This window comes from Rhodoflexus caldus (assembly GCF_021206925.1).
Lineage (GTDB): Bacteria > Bacteroidota > Bacteroidia > Cytophagales > Thermoflexibacteraceae > Rhodoflexus > Rhodoflexus caldus.
On the sequence record NZ_JAJPRF010000007.1, the window covers coordinates 63,057 to 80,661 of the forward strand.

Sequence of the window (17,605 nt, forward strand, 5' to 3'; positions counted from 1 at the left end):
TTTCTAACAGAAAAGTAATACATTTGCTTAATTGCGTTTTTTTGCCGCTGTTATGAGTGTATTCAAACTGAAAACCCTGATGTACTGGTGCTATGGCATAGTTGCCATGCTGATTTTTTCGGCCAACTTTGTGGGTGTAGCAGCTTATCAGTATGATGTGGACAGCACGGCCGTACAGCATATCGGCCTGTACAGAGAACTTGCTACGCTGGCAAGCGGGCTGTTGCTGGCGGCAATCATTCCGGCCATAGGCTTGCGCAGACTTTTGCCGATGTCTTTTCTGTTCACGGCCATTATTTCGCTGGTAATTTTTATACAACCTTCGGCTATTGCATTCCACATTTTGTATGTCAGTCTTGGTTTCATTTTCGGTGCTCTTCAAATCGGCTTCCTCAACGAACTGGCAAGTATTAATAAACACGAGACAGGCCTACTGTCAGACGTTTGCCACCTCGAGGCCGTGTATGTATCGGGGATTTTGGCCATACTTGTTGTTTCAGGGATTATCATGAAGCTTCAGCAATTTGAATTGCACTATTTATACCTCGTAACTGCAATCATTTGTACAGCAGTAGGGCTGTTCGTTATTTTCCGGAAACAGCATTTTTTCTTTGATGAATCGCAGGCAACGGCACGTGAGGTTGCACGGCTGTGGGTGCGCACGCTACCGGAAATATTTAATGCGTTGAGCAGAACCTTGGTCATCCTTGCCCTGTTTTGTTTAGGACTGACCATTATCGTAACTACGTTTTTGCTCAACTGGGTAAACCTGTTCAATACGGCCACTTTACAGCTAAGCGACAACCTTGTTTGGCAGTTTTCCATTGTATTGATTCTTTCTACCATCAGCGGCAGGTTGGTTATAGCTGCGCTTGCCCACTATCTGCCCCTGCTCACGCTCCTGTTAATTATCATATCTGTCAGCATTTTGTGCATTATGGCGTTTGCTGTTGGCTTGTATCAGTACCAAATCAACTCCATTCCCGATACCATGGCCGAACTGCCGCCTCCCATGATGCTGATTATCCTTTTGTCGTTTACCAACGGAGGCATCGTACCGCTCCTGATTGGAACGGTAACTTACCATACACCTGCCGATAAGCGCGGCATCATGCTGGGAATTATTACCTTTGTTATGTCCGGTGCGACCCTGTTAAGCGGCCTGTTTTTTCAATGGGCAAGCAAACTGTTTACGCCCGGTATGCTGTTGGCATTGATGGCCATACCTCTTGCATTTGTGATGATTTTGAGCACTTTATTTATCAACGATTTAAGAAAAAGTACTTCCACTGCTTCCTGATGAAAAATTCTGACAGACCCCTCATACTTATTTCTAACGACGATGGCATCTCTGCCAAAGGACTTAGCGTACTTGTAGAGGCTATGCGCCCACTGGGCGACTTGCTGGTTGTAGCACCTAACAGCCCCCAATCGGGCATGGGACATGCTATCACCATTCACTCCCCACTGAAAATTCACCCTTCGTCCATATTTGAAGGCGTTGAGGCCTACGAAAGTTCCGGCACACCTGCCGACTGTGTTAAGCTGGCAAAATATTACATCCTCAAAGGCCGCGTACCCGACTTGGTCGTAAGCGGTATTAACCACGGCAGCAATACCTCCATCAGCATCCTGTATTCCGGTACTATGTCTGCTGCCATTGAAGGCGCCATTGAGGGCATGCCTGCCATTGGTTTCTCCCTCTGCGACTATGGCAACAATGCAGATTTCAGCCATACCATTCCCTACGTAACGGCCATTGCAAAGCAAGTACTGCAAACAGGATTGCCACGCGGCACGGCACTCAATGTCAATTTTCCGCGCAAGCAGGAAGACGCCATCAAAGGCATCAAAATCTGTCGCCAAGCAAAAGCCCGCTGGAAAGAAGAATTTGACGAACGCACCGACCCCTACGGCAGAAAATACCTTTGGCTGGCGGGCAGTTTTGAAAACCCCGACAAGGGGGAAGATACCGACGAATGGGCAATCGCTAACAACTACGTTTCGGTAGTACCCTGCCTGTTTGACCTGACTGCACACCACGCCATCGCCACACTCAACGATGAGTGGCAAATTTTACAGGAAACAGCGCCGCGGGTAGTCAAAGAACATTACGACAATTTCTGAGTCTTGCCATGATTGCCGTTATTCAACGCGTTACGGAAGCCTCTGTAACCATAGAAGGTCGTGTACACGGAAAAATAGCAACGGGTTTTCTGGTACTGCTGGGTATTGCCCACAATGACACTGCCGAAGATGTGGAATGGCTGGCCGGAAAAATAGCAGGACTGCGCGTTTTTAGCGACGATGAAGGCAAAATGAATCGTGCACTGGCCGATATTGACGGCAATATCCTGTTAATCAGTCAGTTTACGCTTCATGCAAGCACCAAAAAAGGCAATCGCCCGTCTTTTACGGAAGCTGCGCCGCCACCCGTAGCCACCCCGCTGTATGAGGCCATGATTGAACGCTTGCAACAACTGACGGGCAAAAAAATTGAAACAGGCATCTTCGGGGCCGATATGAAAGTCCGTTTACTCAACGACGGCCCCGTAACCATCATCATTGACTCAAAAAATAAAAAATGACCATTCAAGAAGCACAAAATACCGTTGATGAGTGGATTCGCACCATTGGCGTGCGCTACTTCAACGAACTGACCAACACGGCCATCCTAATGGAGGAAGTGGGTGAAGTAGCCCGCATTATGGCGCGCCGATACGGTGAGCAATCGTTCAAAGCCTCCGACAAAGAAGTTGATTTGGGCGAAGAGATGGCGGACGTACTTTTTGTCCTGATTTGCTTAGCTAACCAAACGGGTATCAATCTGACAGAGGCTTTTCAAAAACGGATGGATAAAAAGACTAAACGCGATGCTACCCGACATAAAGAGAATGAAAAATTGCAGTAGCTTCAATATTGAATACCTGTCAATTTTTCGCTCATTTCCCATAGGCTGCGGGCTATTTTCTCGTCGGTAGCCACAGGAATCATGGTGCGCCGCCGTCTTTTTTTATAGAAATAGCCGCCGCTGACACCTTTCACATCGGGTGAGGTTGCCAGATAAATAGAAGTTTCAGCGCCTTCTTCTTCGCTAATCAGAAAAGGTTTGGCCAATTTGAACAGCCAAGCAAACCATCCGGGCGTACTGCTTGCAAAACCTGAATTGACCGCACCCGGGTGCAGCGAATTGGCCGTAATATTTTTCCCTGCCACTCGGCGCGCCAACTCTGCCGTAAACAAAATATTGCAAAGTTTGGAGATACAATAGGCCTTCATGCCACTATAACCGCGCTGCATTTGCACATTATCAAGGCTAAATGGGGCATAGCGATGTGCTTCGGAAGCTACCGAAACTACACGGGCTTCTCCATTTTCGGCAGCCGCTTTCTCCAAAGCAGGCATGAGCAAACCCGTTAGCAGAAAATATCCCAGATGATTGACCGCAAAAGTTGCTTCTATGCCGTCCTCGGTCAGTTCGCGCTTGTCGGAAGCCAAAAATCCTGCATTGTTTACCAACACATCTAATTGGTCATATTTTGCCAAAAATTGTGCTGCTGCCTCTCTGATTTGCCGCTGTGAAGCAAAATCTACCTGAATGATTTCTACCTGATTATTCCCCGAAAGGCGGATGATTTCGCTGCGTGCTGCCTCTGCTTTGGCGCGATTTCGGCACATCATCACTACCGTAAACCCTTGCTTGGCCAGCGCAAGGGCTGTCACTTTCCCGATACCCGAATTGGCACCTGTTACAATGCTGATTTTGTTTTTCATAGGGTTGTTTTGTGGCGGGACAATTTAGGAAAAAATGTGTGCATAAACTAAAAACCCGATGCGCCTTAGCGATGCATCGGGTTTTTATGGCTTATAAATACCTTGATAATCAATGACTTATTTGCTCAATTCGGCAAAATGTTTATAAAAGTACGGGATGGTTTCAATGCCCTTGTAGTAGTTAAACAGGCCAAAGTTTTCGTTGGGTGAGTGAATGGCATCCGAATCTAAACCAAAGCCCATGAGCACGGAATTAACACCCAATATGCTTTTAAACAGTTGCACGATTGGGATGCTGCCACCGCCACGCTGCGGAATCGGCTTTTTACCGAAAGTTTGCTCCATGGCCAACTCTGCGGCTTTGTAAGCCACCGAGTCGGTAGGTGTTACCACAGGATCGCCGCCATGATGGTAATCTATTTTTACTTTCACTCCCTTAGGAGCAAGGGAAGTAAAATACTTGCTAAACAATCGGGTGATTTCTTCCGACTCTTGATTAGGGACAAGGCGCATGGAAATTTTGGCATATGCCTTAGAAGCAATGACGGTTTTTGCTCCTTCGCCTGTGTAGCCTCCCCATATGCCGTTTACGTCCAGCGTAGGGCGCACCGATACTCGCTCCAATGTTGTATAACCTTCTTCCCCTGCCACATCTTCAATGCCAAGGTCTGCTTTGTAGGCCTCGAGGTCAAAAGGTGCTTCTGCCATGGCAGCGCGCTCTTCTGCACTCAGTTCCACAACTTTATCGTAAAAACCGGGGATAGTAATGCGGTTTTTGTCGTCTTTGAGTTTGGCAATCATTTCGCACAGGGCGTTGATAGGATTCACCACACCGCCGCCGTAAGTACCTGAGTGCAGGTCGCGGTCGGGGCCTGTTACTTCCACCTGTACATAAGCAATACCGCGAAGCCCTACCGTAATGGAAGGAATGTCGTTGGCAATCATCGACGTATCGGAAATCAGCACCACATCCGCTTTCAGTTTTTCCGAGTTTTCCCTAATAAATCGTGGCAGGTTTTCAGAACCGATTTCTTCCTCACCTTCAATCATAAACTTAACATTGCAAGGCAGCTCGCCTGTTACCATCATGGCTTCAAATGCCTTGATGTGCATAAACATCTGACCTTTGTCGTCGCAAGCGCCGCGGGCAAATATTTTGCCGTCCTTTACGGTTGGTTCAAAGGGAGGAGAGTCCCATAGTTCTATCGGGTCGGCAGGCTGCACGTCGTAATGACCGTATACCAATACGGTTGGCAGTTTGGGGTCTATAATTTTTTCCGCATATACAATCGGATGGCGGTTGGTGGGGCAAATTTCCACTTTGTCTGCACCTGCTGCTTTCAGGCGCTCCTGAACAAACTCGGCAGCGCGCTGCAAATCACTATCGTGGTCGGGGTTTGTGCTAATGGAAGGAATGCGAATCAAGTCAAACAATTCATCCAGAAAACGTTGCCTGTTTGCCTCTATATAGCTTTGCGTTTGTTGCATGGTAAATTCTATGGGACTGCAAAATTAACTTTTTTCACCTCAAAAAAAACTATTGCCCCAGAAAGTTGCGGATGGCTTGCTCTGCTTCGCGGACAATTTCTTCGTTAGTTTTTCCTGTGCGGTCTATCGGCGGCAGGGCTGTGCATTGCATATGCACCCCTATCGGGATAGGTTTAAACCCATAGCGTGCCAACTCCCATGAGCCTTGAATGGCTACAGGAATCACAAGGGCGCTGGGCATGGTCTTCAACAAGACACTCAACCCTTGCGGCTTAAATGGCTTCATTTGCCCATCGCGTGAGCGCGTACCTTCGGCAAAAATACAGCCTGCATAGCGCTTGGCTTCCAAATACTCGCCAAACTGTTTGAGCGCAGGCAGGGATTGGCGCGTGTCCTTACGGTCTATGCAAACCGAGCCACCGTGCCGCAGGTTATAAGAAATGCTTGGAATACCTTTGGCCAACTCCACTTTGGAAACATATTTTGCATGGCGGTCGGCAAACAAAATACCCAGCATCGGTATATCGTACATGCTTTGGTGATTGCTGACCACAATTAACGGACAATCGGGCGGCAGTTGGTAGGGCAAACTGAGTGTAATCCGCGTGCCGAGCATCAAGCGCAACTGCCAGAGTAGCGAAGCGAGCAACCAGTCCACGGACTTTTTATGGGCTTCATAACCGCCAAGTGTGCGTGCAATTACCTGTATGGCATGAAAAATCAGCAGCAACAGGAAAAATACAAGCACAAAAAATGGCCAAATCAGCCATGCAATGATTTTTTTCAGCGTCATAATAATAATCCTAACAATGTGCTGCAAATATACGGCAGAGGTGTTGCATACGATGCCTCCGCTAATCTGTTATTTCCAGCCTTTGGCGTTTTTTGGGCAGTAGTCGGCGCATATCGGCTACTACCCCAAAGGCACTGATGCCGCCTGCCACATGGCGCACCTGATAGCCGTAAGAAAACTCTATGGCTTTGATTTTCAACATTATTCCAAAAGAAAACCCACTGAGGGCACGCCTTTGCGCTAAGCCTAACTCCTGCCGATGGAGCACGTTGTAACCCGTTCGCAACTGAAAATTGGGATGCAGCACCAACTCTCCGCCCACTACGAGCCGACGTGCAAATCGCTGAAAGTTGTTGGTTGCGTTAAATAGCGGGTTGCCGTTCGCATCAAACCCCGCAGGCCGCGAAGGGTCATTGTACACAATGTCGCCGCGGGGGGCTAATTGCCACGCAGTCAGGGAGAACCGCATCGGCATTTTTTCGGGTTTAAAACTGATGCCCAACTGTGCATCAAAGGGCATTACCCAATCCGAAGCATCGGTGTAGTTGCTCATGGCAAAACCGATGTTGCGCACCGTCAGCCCTACGCTGAAATCTTTTCGGGGATAGCGAAACAGTGCGCCTGCATCTGCCAGCACGGCAGTTGAATTAAAAGCAGCAACAGAAGAACCTGCTATTTTGAGCGTTGCACCCAGTGTAAACGGCGCAATGGTATGTGCATAATTGAGCGCAAGTACGTATTCGGCTGCCGAAAAATCGCCTGTTGGCGCACCCGTAGGGTCAAAGCCCTGAAACTGTCCGTAGCCGATGTATTGTAAGCCAATGCCTAACCGCTGATGCTTGCGCACAGGCAACACATACGCCAGCGAGGTATGCAGAGCCTGTCCGGTAAGCGATTGAAACTGCAAAGCCGCCTGATAATTCGCCGAGTCCGTATTCAGTGCAGGATTGCTCAGCCACAGCGAGGCATCGGCACCGACAGAGGCCACCTGTACGCCACCCTGTGCTACCGTGCGGGCATTGGGCGGCAGTTGCAGAAAACTGAAACTCTGCCCTCCGCCGATTTGAGCTTCGGCAAAAAGCGGCAGCAGAAAAGCTAAAATAAGTTTGCCGCAAAGAGCATTAAGCATTTTGTTCTTTTCCCCTGCAAAGGGCACCGAGTTTGTCATTCTTTTGGCCGCAGAGAAAACGCTAAATTTGTTTAATGCCATTTGCTACAATTGGTGAGGAAACGAAGAATCGTAATGCTCTACTCAAAATCGGCATAGAGTAAGTATTTTTTGCGCATGGCTTTGTATGCAGCCAAGTCTTTCGCCCAAGTGGCGCGAATGGCTTCCTCGCTCATGCCTGCGGCAATTTGTTTGCGGAGTTCGCCCGTTCCTGCCAGTTTTTCAAAGAAAGGAATAAAAAACTTATCCTTCTGAGGTGCTAAGCGGTACATTTCCATCAGCGGTTGCAGGCTGAATCGGAAGTTGCTCACATCCATCGTGCGATAGTCTATGCCGTAGCAGGTTACGTCTTTATACGGCGGATTTTTTGCGCCCTCGGTGCTTCGCGGTGTAAAACTGTATGTTTTATCGGGGTTCTCCGGAAAACCAATCATCTGAAAAGGGGCTTCCGTACCTCTGCCCACGCTTACAATTGTTCCTTCAAACAAACACAGGCTTGGATACAAGGCAATGGCACGGTCGTTGGGCAGGTTTGGCGACGGCCGCACAGGCAGCGAATAGCGCTTCGTATGGTCATAATGAAGGCACTTGATAACTTGCAGGCGACACTTTACGCCGTTAGCCAGCCACCCTTCGCCATTAATCATTTGTGCCAGTTCGCCCACGGTCAGCCCGTGTACAATGGGAATGGGCTGCATACCCACAAACGATTTATACTGCATGTCCAGCGTAGGGCCATCCACATACCAGCCGTTGGGGTTGGGGCGGTCTAAAACGATAAGGTCTTTATTTTGCTCGGCGCAGGCCTCCATGAGCAAATGCATCGTATTAATATAGGTGTAAAAGCGTGTGCCCACATCCTGAATATCAAAAACTACGACATCTACATCTGCCAAATCCTCGGGCAGCGGCTTAACTCGCTTGCCGTAAAGGGAAATTACGGGTAAACCTGTGCGTTTATCTTTCTCATTATCAACCTTTTCACCCGCATCCGCCGTTCCGCGAAAGCCGTGTTCCGGCGCAAAAATTTTGACAATATTGACTTTTTGTGCCAGCAACGTATCCACAACATGGGTTTTTCCGATAGCTGCCGTATGGTTTACCGTTAAGGCAACCCGTTTGCCCTGTAAAGCAGGCAGGTATTCCGAAAAACGGGCAGCACCCGGCAGAATATCGCTGTTTGTAGCGCTACTTGACTGATTAGCAGCCGTTTGTGCCGTTCCGCAAGCAACAAGCGACAACCATGTGATACTTGCCAGACAAAGCCGGAAGGCGGTTTTCATCAATGGATGCATAAGTAAAAAATTGGACATGAAACAAAGGGGCATTAAATTGCCACTCCTTCAAAGGTAATGAATTGAATGGTTTTTAGGGATTGATGGTTCAAGGAAAAAAAAAGGCGACTTCTTTTACGTGGCTGATTGCCTCTCGGTTGCAAGACAACAGCCTGACAGGTAATTTCTCGACATTGGTTACGCGCATCGCCGTGGCGAGTATTACCATTGGCGTAGCTGCCATGATTCTGTCTTTCATGATTTTTGAAGGTTTTAAACATGCCATTCAGGAAAAAATTTTCAGCCTTGCAGGACACATCCGCCTGACTAAGTTTGACGGCGGCAGTTCTCCCGAAGGTTCACCGCTGCCGCTCAACACCCAATTCCTGAAAAAAGCCTCTCAAATTCAAGGACTTGCCCGCGTAGAACTCTACAGCCAAAAGTCGGCACTGCTCAAAACCGATGAGGAAGTGATGGGGGTACTTATCAAAGGCATAGACAGCAAGTCAGACAGTAGTTTTTTTGCAAAAAATCTTATCAGTGGCAGATTTCTACAATTCCCCGATACGGCGGCACATTCACCCGACCTGATTGTTAGCAAGCGAATAGCCGACAAGTTGAAACTGCAAGTGGGCGACCGACTGACGGCTTACTTTATTCAAGAGCCGCCCAGAGCACGCAGGCTAACCATTTGCGGCATCTACCAAACGGGATTAGAGGATTTTGACGAAATGGTTGTACTGGCAGATAACCGCATGATACAGCAACTCAACCGATGGGGAGATACGCTCACAGGCGGTTATGAAATCTATATCCGCGATTTCAGCAAACTGACACAAGTGGCAGAGGAGGTGTACGATGCGATGGATTACAGTATGCAAATGGAAACCGTGGAGGGCAGATATGCCCACTTTTTTGACTGGTTTATTATGCTCAACCGAAATGTTACCGTATTTTTGACGATTATTTTATCGGTTGCGGCCTTTAATACCATATCCATCCTGATTATCCTGATGATGGAACGCACACAAATGATTGGGTTATTGAAAGCCATGGGAGCATCCAATCGGCAAATCAGGGCTATTTTCTTTTGGAAGGGTATACGCATCCTTACCAGAGGGTTGCTTTGGGGCAACCTATTGGCACTTGGCTTGGCTGCCGTGCAATATTATTTCCACCTCATCCCCTTAGACCCCGAAAACTATTACATGGAAACAGTACCCATTCAATGGGATTGGTTAGCATTCGCCATTGTCAATCTGCTGACTACCATGGTGGTTGGCAGCGCTATTTTTCTGCCAACCGCCCTCACCGCACGTATTACGCCCGTAAAGGCTATCCGATTCAATTGATATTGTCGCCAACGGTTGAACAACCGGAATACATCAAATAAGCATACGGATTGTTGCGAAAAATATATTTTTCTGACTTTTTCATCCAAAATTGGGAATATAAACCCCGAAAAGCTGTTTTATTTTGCTTACGCAGCATATCTCCCTCTCAAAACGATAGCGCCAGCGAAGAGCCGATAAACCAATTGCCCGTAGCGGGTCGGTTGTCGCGGTCGGTGAAGATGGCATCGCGGCGGCTTTGGAAGGTGCGCAATTCGGTGCGCCAAAGCAAGTTATTGCCTAATCGGCGGTCTATATTGACCGAATAGCCGAAAGTCTGAAAGCCGTTCGGGCTGCCTGTGGCAACAATAACTTCGTTGGGGTCGGCGTAGTACTCCGCACGGGCTGCCACCGACCAATCGGAAGCGACGGGTTTCAGGCGCACAATCGCAATGGGCGAATACCAAACGTGCATTTGCCTACTGCTTGGGCGTTGCTGCTGTGCGCCGATGTCCAAACCCGCAATTAGCCCCAGTGCGGGCGTGAGTTGAAATTGCCCGTAGAGGCTGTGGAAGTAGCGCATCAGCCGCGCACTGTCGGGCGTGTCGCTGCCGATGAACGAACTGCTGCCAATGGTGATTTTTTCGTTGGGCATGTAGTTTATCTGATGACCAAAGGCAGGCGTTTGATTGCCCGGTACGCGCTGTATCCGCTGCCAGCCGTTCAGTACCAAGCCGCCGAGCAGCCACTGCCCGTTGTCGGATGTGTAAGTAATTTTTGCACCCGAAAGATAGTAAGGCGCGCCTTCCGCTACCAAACTGCGCGTCATCGTCCAGCAATCAGCACCGATAGCCCCCTCAAAACCCAAGTGCGAGGCAAAAACGCCCGCGTCTAACCATAAATTTTTTTGGGCAGCAAGTTTTACGCCTGCATTTGCCTCAAATATATTTTTCAGTACGCCCGGTTCGGCTGCCAAATTGGCATTGGCATATGTGCCTGCCATGAGTGCAAATTTCCCTCTGATGCGATTGTTTTCATATTCCGCCTGAACAAAACCGATGTTTAAGTTCACTTCGTTGTGCCGATTGAACGCATACACAAAGTCTTGGCGGTTGTGGTCGGCAGGGTTGGCGAAATCGTAGATGTAATAAATCTCTGCATAGCAGCTGATTTTCAGGTGCTTATCTTTTTGAACCGCTGCGCTGTCCTGTGCGTTGAGTTGGGCAATGCAGGCTATCCAAAGCATGCAAACGAGCAGGTATTTTTTTGCAGTATCAGCCTTTTCCATAAGTTTTGATGTAAGATGTTCGGGCAAGTTAGCGCGTGTTTATTCATTCAGCCAAAAAAATCCCCTAACTTCGCCCCAAACTTTTTGAATACGAACAGATTATGTTAAGAACGCACACTTGTGGTGAACTGCGCCTGTCGCATGTGGGGCAGCAGGTTACGCTCTGCGGCTGGGTGCAGCGCGTCCGCGACAAAGGCGGGCTGATTTGGATTGACCTCCGCGACCGCTACGGAATCACACAATTATTAATAGAAGAAACTTCCGCTGCGCCCGAGTTGGTGCAGGCAGCCCGCGGATTAGGGCGCGAGTTTGTCGTACAGGCAGCGGGCGAAGTGATTGAGCGCGTTTCCAAAAACAATAAAATCCCGACAGGCGATATTGAAATCCGCCTGCGCGAACTGACCGTTCTCAATTCGGCAAAAGTGCCGCCCTTCCTCATTGAAGACGAAACTGACGGCGGCGACGATTTGCGCATGAAATACCGCTACTTGGATTTGCGCCGCAACGTGGTGCGCCAAAATTTGGAACTGCGCCACCGCATGGCAAAAGCCACCCGCGACTACATGGACAGCATGGGCTTCTTGGAAGTGGAAACCCCCGTGCTGATTAAGTCCACCCCCGAGGGCGCGCGCGATTTTGTAGTGCCGAGCCGACTCAATCCGGGTGAGTTTTATGCCCTGCCCCAATCGCCGCAAACCTTCAAGCAAATTTTGATGGTGGCAGGTTTTGACCGCTACTTCCAAATTGTGAAGTGCTTCCGCGATGAAGACCTCCGCGCCGACCGTCAGCCCGAGTTTACGCAAATTGACTGCGAAATGTCGTTCGTTACGCAGGAAGATATTCTCAACACTTTTGAAGGGCTTGTCAAATATTTATTCAAAACCATCAAAGGTATTGAGTTCGGTAACTTCCGCCGCATGAGCTATGCCGATGCCATGCGCCTCTACGGTTCGGATAAGCCCGATTTGCGATTCGGGATGCAGTTTACCGAACTGAACGACGTAGCCAAAGGCAAAGGTTTTCAGGTGTTCGATGGTGCAGAACTTGTAGTAGGTATTTGCGCCGAAGGTTGCGCCGAGTTTACGCGCAAGCAATTGGACGAACTCACCGAATTTGTCAAGCGCCCTCAAATCGGTGCCAAAGGTTTGGTGTATGTACAATACAAAACAGACGGCACGTTCAAATCGTCGGTAGATAAATTTTTCACGCAAGACGATTTGATGCAATGGGCGGTAAAAATGAACGCCAAACCCGGCGATTTGATGTTGGTGCTTTCGGGCGAAATAAACGCTACCCGCAAGCAACTCAACGAACTACGCCTTGAAATGGGCAACCGCCTTGGCTTGCGCAACAAAGACGTTTACGAGCCGCTCTGGGTGCTGGACTTCCCGCTGGTAGAATGGGGCGAAGAAGAACAGCGTTGGTTTGCCATGCACCACCCCTTCACCTCACCCAAGCCCGAAGACATCACCTTGCTGGACAGCAACCCGGGCGAAGTTCGCGCCAATGCCTACGACATGGTGATTAATGGCGTAGAAGTCGGTGGCGGCTCCATCCGTATTTTTGACCGCGAATTGCAGGCGAAGATGTTCCGTTTGCTGGGCTTCACCGACGAGCAGGCCCGTGCGCAGTTCGGATTTTTGATGGAAGCCTTCGAGTATGGTGCTCCTCCGCATGGTGGTATTGCCTTCGGTTTTGACCGTTTGTGTTCACTCTTTGGCGGTGCGGAATCTATCCGCGACTTTATCGCCTTCCCGAAAAACAACTCCGGCCGCGATATGATGATAGATTCGCCATCCCCTATTGCCGACGAGCAATTGAGAGAACTGAATATCAAGGTGGTATAAAAAACTTCCAACTTTTTTTGGTACAACTATTGCAACTAAGAAACACTGCATTAACTTTGTGCCACGTTTTTGAAACGCAGAAACGAAAAGGAGAGTTGCCTGAGTGGTTAAAGGAGCGGTTTGCTAAACCGTGACCGAGCAATCGGTCCGGGGGTTCGAATCCCCCACTCTCCGCCGTTTTTAGTTTCGGTGTTCGGGGTGTAGCGTAGCCCGGTTATCGCGCCACATTTGGGATGTGGAGGTCGCAAGTTCGAATCTTGCCACCCCGACTTTGAGACCTCATAGCTCAACCGGATAGAGCAACTGCCTTCTAAGCAGTAGGTTGCAGGTTCGACTCCTGCTGGGGTCATTAAGTTGACGAAGACCACTTCAGCATTCAGGCTGAGGTGGTTTTTTGTTTTGTTTCGTATTTATCCGGTCAATCTTATTCACATATGCAAATCAACGATATCTCCGTTACGCTCCACTCTCAATTAGTGGCATGGCCGGGCGGCGTAGGATTTTCTACCTCCCATGCTGCGCGCATTGCCGCAGGCGATGAGGCCAATGTAACCATTATCCACACCAATGCGCATATCGGCACGCACGTAGATGCGCCGCTGCATTTTGTCGATAAAACGCGCCACGTAGCCGATTTGGAACTGTCGCGCATGGTGGGTGCCTGCTCTGTGTTAGACTTTCGCGGACATCGCGTCATTACCGCCCAAATGCTGCAACAGGCAAAGGAAACACGCACGCTGCATCCCCGTTTACTGTTCAAAACCGATAACTCCGCTCTTTGGCACACACAAAACAGTACTTTCTACCCCGATTTTTGCGCCCTGAGCGCCGATGCCGCCGAGTGGGCAGTTGCCAACGATATTCAACTGTTGGGCATTGACTACCTCTCCATCCAACGCTATGAGGACAGTTTTGAAACACACCGCATTATTTTGCGCCAAGAAATTGTCATTCTGGAAGGGCTGGATTTGTCGCAAGTTGAGGCGGGTGATTATATGCTTTGCTGCCTGCCGTTGAAAATACAAGGTGCTGACGGTGCACCTGCGCGCGCAATTTTGATGCCTTTGTAAAAATATTTTTTGCAGGTTTTTCTTAGATTGAAGGCACTAAACCTGACAATCGTATGAAGAAAAACCTGCTTCTTATCCTTTTGTGCTGCCTTTGTACGTGGCAAGTGCACGCACAGCGATTTACCGTTACTTTTTCCAAAGAACAACTCAACAGCCCCGCGGCGGAAGGCAAACCCTATTTTGACGGCCGCCTGCTGTTGATGCTTTCTACCAAAGCCACGCCCGAGCCTCGCTTTTCGGTTACGGACGGCCACCAAACACAACTCATTTTTGGTGTTGATGTGGAAAACTGGAAGCCTGGACAACCGATTATTTTTGACAGCAACGTATTCGGCTATCCGATTGAAAGCCTTGCAAAAGTCCCCAAGGGCGAGTACTATGTGCAGGCACTGCTCCATGTGTACGCCACCTGCCAATTGGCAACAGGGCATACCATCAAAGTACCGATGGACAGAGGCGCAGGGCAGCAATGGAATCAAGAGCCGGGTAATATTTACAGCACACCGCAAAAAATCAATTTTGACCCAAAGACCGCCAATTTTTCCATCAAATTGGACAAAATTATTCCGCCAATTGAAGAGCCGAAAGACACTGAATTTGTTAAGCATATCAAAATCCGCAGCGAGCGGTTGTCCAAGTTCTGGGGGCGCGATATGTACTTAGGTGCGCACGTGCTCGTACCCGATGGCTTTGAGCAGCACCCCGAAGCGCGCTACCCACTCTGCATTTTCCATGGGCACTTCCCTGCCGACTTTGGCGGCTTTCGCACCACCCCTCCCGACCCTGACCTGAAACCCGATTACAGCGAACGTTTCAAAATTTCGGGCTATAACAAAATTGTGCAAGAAGAAGCCTATAATTTTTACAAAAAATGGACAAGCCCGAATTTCCCGCGCTTCCTGATTGTGGAAATTCAGCACGCCAACCCTTACTACGACGACAGCTACGCAGTCAATTCTGCCAACATCGGCCCCTACGGCGATGCAATTATGTATGAGTTGATTCCCGAAATTGAAAAGCGATTTCGCGGTATCGGGCAAGGCTGGGCGCGGTTCATGTACGGCGGCAGTACGGGAGGCTGGGAAGCATTGGCTGCACAGATTTTCTACCCCGACGAGTTCAACGGCTGCTTTGCCGCCTGCCCCGACCCGATTGATTTTCGCGCCTATACACTCATCAATTTGTACGAAGACAAAAACGCATACTACTACGATGCTCCGTTTAAAAAATTGGCACGCCCCGGCCACCGCGACTATCTGGGACAAATCAGTACGACCATAGAGCAGATGAACCAACGCGAGTTGGTATTAGGCACAAAAAGCCGTTCGGGACAACAGTGGGATATTTGGGAAGCGGTTTATTCGCCACAAGGCCCCGATGGCTACCCGCAGCGCATTTTTGACAAAAAAACAGGCGAAATTAATCCCAAAGTAGCCGAATACTGGCGCGAAAACTACGACCTGCGTTATATCCTGCAACGCGACTGGGCTAAACTTGGCCCTAAATTGGAAGGAAAAATCCACATCTATTGCGGCGATATGGACAATTTTTATCTCAATAATGCCGTCTATTTGATGGAGGAATTTTTGGAAAAGACCAAAACCCCCTATTACAACGGTGAGGTGAAATACGGCGACCGCGCCGAGCACTGCTGGAATGGAGACCCGAATCTGCCCAATTACATCACCCGCCTGCGCTACAACACCATGTACGTCCAAAAAATGATGGACAGGATGATGAAAACAGCCCCCGCCGGAGCTGATTTGCGCAGTTGGCGGTATTAGTTTCATATACCTAATCCTGACGGGTTTCAGCGCCCGTCAGGATTAAACATCTGTTTTTCAGCAATTTACAAACAACATTTTTGCAAGCCGCTTGCGCTTTACATGCAATACATAAAGCCGATGCACGCAGGGCGCTACGTATTTGTTATTTATTTTTCTCGGACAGCAACTTTAATAAAACGCCGTTTGTCCAGCCGAAACCGTCCTGAACGGGGTATTCTCCGCCACCGCTTTCAAGGCTCAAATTTTCCACATCGTATTTTTCCAGCATCTTACCTGTAGCTCGAAACACTTTGGTATTCAGGCGAATCCATCGGTTGGCGATAGTATCGGCCACGGCCTCGTGCCTGTAATTCCGCAACCCCTGAATACTGACCCATTGCAGCGGCGCCCAGCCGTTAGGTGCATCCCACTGCTGTCCCGTGCGGTTAGTTGTTGTTACTACCCCTCCTGCTTTTACCAAATATTTGCTGATATTTTTTGCCACACGGCCGGCTTGTTCGGGTGTAACCATTTGAAAAAACAAAGGGAAAGCCATTGCAGCCGAAATCACGCGCTTTTGTTTGCCACTGCGGAAGTCGTAGTCAAAAAACATTCCCTCCGACTCCGACCAGCAATAACGCATCAGGGCATTCTTGCGGGTTTTTGCCTTTTGTTCCCATTGTTTGGCATCGTTCTCACTGCCTGCTGTGCGCTTCGCACGTGCGATAGTACGTTCCAGATTATACAGCAAAGCATTCAAATCCACAGGAATGATATCTGCCGTGCGAATTGTGCTGATTTTATTTGCATCGTCAAACCAACGGCTGCTGTAATCCCAACCCGACTCTGCTCCTGAGCGCAAATGGCGATATACCTCCGCAGCCTCTCTTCCGCTTGCTTGGGCAGTATGAATATCCTCTCGATAGCCCTCCGGACGCGGAGTTGCACGGTCATCGCAATAGCGATTGAGGACACCTCCTGCCAGCTCCACTACCCGACGATGTGTATATAACTCCTGCGAGGGCGTTTCATGTGCACCATCCATCCAAAATGCATATTCTTTTTCTAATTGTGGCAAGTATTTTACCAATATCTGTTCATCTTGTTTTGCATCTGCCAGCAACTGCACCATGGCAGCAAAAAATGGCGGCTGCGAACGGCTCAGATAATATGTACGATTGCCGTTAGGAATAAAACCGACTGTATTAATTAAATGCGCGAAATTATCTACCATATTGGTTATCAAGTCAATACGTCCGGAGGTCTGCAAACCCAACATAGTAAAGTAGGAGTCCCAATAATAGATTTCGCCGAATCGGCCGCCGGGTACAATGTACGGATACGGCAACGGAATCAGCGTACCCTTGCCGGGTGCATCGGCAGGTCTTGCCAGCACATCCCACAACCTATTGATATGCGCCTCCACCGACTGAGAACGGTCGGTTTGGAAGTTATCGGCAGGATTAAGCGGGGCTTCAAAATAGGTATCTACAAAGGTTTTTAGCGAAAAATCAGCCTTGCCGCGTTCAGTGGCATAAAGTGCCAGAATGCTATCGGTCGGTAACTTGGGGGTATAATCGGCAAAAGTTTTGGAGTCGGGGAAAATGCCGGACAGTTGTACCGAGTCAAACAACTCGCCGTATCGCTCATCGGGGCTGAGTTGTACTTTCGCATCGGCAAGGGTTTGCGTGCTATCGGTGGTTTGCTTCTCTTGCTTATCGGGTGCACAGGCAGCTATAATAAGGCTGCAACAAAGCATGTAAAATCTTTTTTTCATTTTTTTTTTCAGACCTATGGTACATCCAA

The 17,605-nt window shown here is 49.0% G+C and carries 15 protein-coding genes and 3 tRNA genes; 11 read left to right on the top strand and 7 right to left on the bottom strand.

Annotated features, from left to right (window positions below):
- Positions 1–52: 52 nt before the first annotated feature.
- From NDK19_RS09770 to NDK19_RS09785, 4 genes are read left to right on the top strand one after another with little or no spacing between them, the layout of a single operon-like run.
- Positions 53–1,300 carry an MFS transporter gene (locus NDK19_RS09770; protein WP_250631694.1) on the top strand — a complete coding sequence of 416 codons (1,248 nt, stop codon included), beginning with the start codon at positions 53–55 and terminating at the stop codon, positions 1,298–1,300.
- Positions 1,300–2,127: a 5'/3'-nucleotidase SurE gene (surE, locus tag NDK19_RS09775; RefSeq protein WP_250631695.1), complete on the top strand. Its 828-nt coding sequence runs from the start codon at positions 1,300–1,302 to the stop codon at positions 2,125–2,127. The genes NDK19_RS09770 and surE overlap by 1 nt, the downstream gene beginning before the upstream one ends.
- An 8-nt stretch (positions 2,128–2,135) precedes the next feature.
- Positions 2,136–2,588, top strand: coding sequence for a D-aminoacyl-tRNA deacylase (dtd, locus tag NDK19_RS09780; RefSeq protein WP_250631696.1), 453 nt, complete (start codon positions 2,136–2,138; stop codon positions 2,586–2,588).
- Entirely contained in the window at positions 2,585–2,911 is a 327-nt protein-coding gene (locus NDK19_RS09785; RefSeq protein ID WP_250631697.1) for a nucleotide pyrophosphohydrolase, read from the top strand. Before dtd ends, NDK19_RS09785 begins: the two co-directional genes overlap by 4 nt.
- Positions 2,912–2,913: 2 nt before the next feature.
- On the opposite strand, the gene NDK19_RS09790 is transcribed toward NDK19_RS09785, so the two are convergent.
- The 5 genes from NDK19_RS09790 to NDK19_RS09810 form a co-directional block, all read right to left on the bottom strand.
- The gene (locus NDK19_RS09790) at positions 2,914–3,774 is read right to left on the bottom strand and encodes an SDR family oxidoreductase (RefSeq protein WP_250631698.1); all 861 of its coding nucleotides are present in this window, start codon (positions 3,772–3,774) and stop codon (positions 2,914–2,916) included.
- 117 nt (positions 3,775–3,891) lie between these two features.
- Positions 3,892–5,262: a dipeptidase gene (locus NDK19_RS09795; protein ID WP_250631699.1), complete on the bottom strand. Its 1,371-nt coding sequence runs from the start codon at positions 5,260–5,262 to the stop codon at positions 3,892–3,894.
- 49 nt (positions 5,263–5,311) lie between these two features.
- Positions 5,312–6,055 (bottom strand): lysophospholipid acyltransferase family protein, encoded by a 744-nt coding sequence (locus NDK19_RS09800; RefSeq protein ID WP_250631700.1) that lies wholly within the window; start codon positions 6,053–6,055, stop codon positions 5,312–5,314.
- A gap of 61 nt (positions 6,056–6,116) precedes the next feature.
- The gene (gene porQ, locus NDK19_RS09805; RefSeq protein ID WP_250631701.1) at positions 6,117–7,223 is read right to left on the bottom strand and encodes a type IX secretion system protein PorQ; all 1,107 of its coding nucleotides are present in this window, start codon (positions 7,221–7,223) and stop codon (positions 6,117–6,119) included.
- Between the two features lie 80 nt (positions 7,224–7,303).
- On the bottom strand, positions 7,304–8,506 hold the full coding sequence (locus NDK19_RS09810) for an exo-beta-N-acetylmuramidase NamZ family protein (RefSeq protein ID WP_250631702.1): 1,203 nt from the start codon (positions 8,504–8,506) through the stop codon (positions 7,304–7,306).
- Positions 8,507–8,601: 95 nt separating this feature from the next.
- Between NDK19_RS09810 and NDK19_RS09815 the strand changes: the two genes are divergently transcribed.
- Positions 8,602–9,849 (top strand): ABC transporter permease, encoded by a 1,248-nt coding sequence (locus tag NDK19_RS09815; RefSeq protein ID WP_250631703.1) that lies wholly within the window; start codon positions 8,602–8,604, stop codon positions 9,847–9,849.
- A 148-nt stretch (positions 9,850–9,997) separates the two neighbouring features.
- On the opposite strand, the gene NDK19_RS09820 is transcribed toward NDK19_RS09815, so the two are convergent.
- Entirely contained in the window at positions 9,998–11,116 is a 1,119-nt protein-coding gene (locus NDK19_RS09820) for a porin (protein ID WP_250631704.1), read from the bottom strand.
- A 101-nt stretch (positions 11,117–11,217) separates the two neighbouring features.
- On the opposite strand from NDK19_RS09820, the gene aspS reads away from it, so the two are divergent.
- The 6 genes from aspS (at position 11,218) to NDK19_RS09850 (ending at position 15,817) form a co-directional block, all read left to right on the top strand.
- Positions 11,218–12,963: an aspartate--tRNA ligase gene (aspS, locus tag NDK19_RS09825; protein ID WP_250631705.1), complete on the top strand. Its 1,746-nt coding sequence runs from the start codon at positions 11,218–11,220 to the stop codon at positions 12,961–12,963.
- 89 nt (positions 12,964–13,052) lie between these two features.
- Positions 13,053–13,137 (top strand) — tRNA-Ser (locus tag NDK19_RS09830).
- A 20-nt stretch (positions 13,138–13,157) separates the two neighbouring features.
- Positions 13,158–13,232 (top strand) — tRNA-Pro (locus tag NDK19_RS09835).
- Positions 13,233–13,238: 6 nt separating this feature from the next.
- Positions 13,239–13,312: transfer RNA gene (locus tag NDK19_RS09840), tRNA-Arg, on the top strand.
- Between the two features lie 85 nt (positions 13,313–13,397).
- On the top strand, positions 13,398–14,033 hold the full coding sequence (locus NDK19_RS09845) for a cyclase family protein (RefSeq protein ID WP_250631706.1): 636 nt from the start codon (positions 13,398–13,400) through the stop codon (positions 14,031–14,033).
- Positions 14,034–14,086: 53 nt separating this feature from the next.
- The gene (locus tag NDK19_RS09850) at positions 14,087–15,817 is read left to right on the top strand and encodes a hypothetical protein (protein ID WP_250631707.1); all 1,731 of its coding nucleotides are present in this window, start codon (positions 14,087–14,089) and stop codon (positions 15,815–15,817) included.
- A gap of 145 nt (positions 15,818–15,962) precedes the next feature.
- Here the strand turns inward: NDK19_RS09850 and treF are convergent, their stop codons facing one another.
- Positions 15,963–17,576, bottom strand: a complete 1,614-nt coding sequence (gene treF / locus NDK19_RS09855; RefSeq protein WP_250631708.1) for an alpha,alpha-trehalase TreF — start codon at positions 17,574–17,576, stop codon at positions 15,963–15,965.
- Positions 17,577–17,605 lie beyond the last annotated feature (29 nt).

Excerpts from the sequence above, each read along its gene's own strand:
- NDK19_RS09770 (WP_250631694.1), top strand. The coding sequence starts at position 53 with ATGAGTGTATTCAAACTGAAAACCCTGATGTACTGGTGCTATGGCATA.
- surE (WP_250631695.1), top strand. The coding sequence starts at position 1,300 with ATGAAAAATTCTGACAGACCCCTCATACTTATTTCTAACGACGATGGC.
- dtd (WP_250631696.1), top strand. The coding sequence starts at position 2,136 with ATGATTGCCGTTATTCAACGCGTTACGGAAGCCTCTGTAACCATAGAA.
- NDK19_RS09785 (WP_250631697.1), top strand. The coding sequence starts at position 2,585 with ATGACCATTCAAGAAGCACAAAATACCGTTGATGAGTGGATTCGCACC.
- NDK19_RS09790 (WP_250631698.1), bottom strand. The coding sequence starts at position 3,774 with ATGAAAAACAAAATCAGCATTGTAACAGGTGCCAATTCGGGTATCGGG.
- NDK19_RS09795 (WP_250631699.1), bottom strand. The coding sequence starts at position 5,262 with ATGCAACAAACGCAAAGCTATATAGAGGCAAACAGGCAACGTTTTCTG.
- NDK19_RS09800 (WP_250631700.1), bottom strand. The coding sequence starts at position 6,055 with ATGACGCTGAAAAAAATCATTGCATGGCTGATTTGGCCATTTTTTGTG.
- porQ (WP_250631701.1), bottom strand. The coding sequence starts at position 7,223 with ATGACAAACTCGGTGCCCTTTGCAGGGGAAAAGAACAAAATGCTTAAT.
- NDK19_RS09810 (WP_250631702.1), bottom strand. The coding sequence starts at position 8,506 with ATGAAAACCGCCTTCCGGCTTTGTCTGGCAAGTATCACATGGTTGTCG.
- NDK19_RS09815 (WP_250631703.1), top strand. The coding sequence starts at position 8,602 with ATGGTTCAAGGAAAAAAAAAGGCGACTTCTTTTACGTGGCTGATTGCC.
- NDK19_RS09820 (WP_250631704.1), bottom strand. The coding sequence starts at position 11,116 with ATGGAAAAGGCTGATACTGCAAAAAAATACCTGCTCGTTTGCATGCTT.
- aspS (WP_250631705.1), top strand. The coding sequence starts at position 11,218 with ATGTTAAGAACGCACACTTGTGGTGAACTGCGCCTGTCGCATGTGGGG.
- NDK19_RS09845 (WP_250631706.1), top strand. The coding sequence starts at position 13,398 with ATGCAAATCAACGATATCTCCGTTACGCTCCACTCTCAATTAGTGGCA.
- NDK19_RS09850 (WP_250631707.1), top strand. The coding sequence starts at position 14,087 with ATGAAGAAAAACCTGCTTCTTATCCTTTTGTGCTGCCTTTGTACGTGG.
- treF (WP_250631708.1), bottom strand. The coding sequence starts at position 17,576 with ATGAAAAAAAGATTTTACATGCTTTGTTGCAGCCTTATTATAGCTGCC.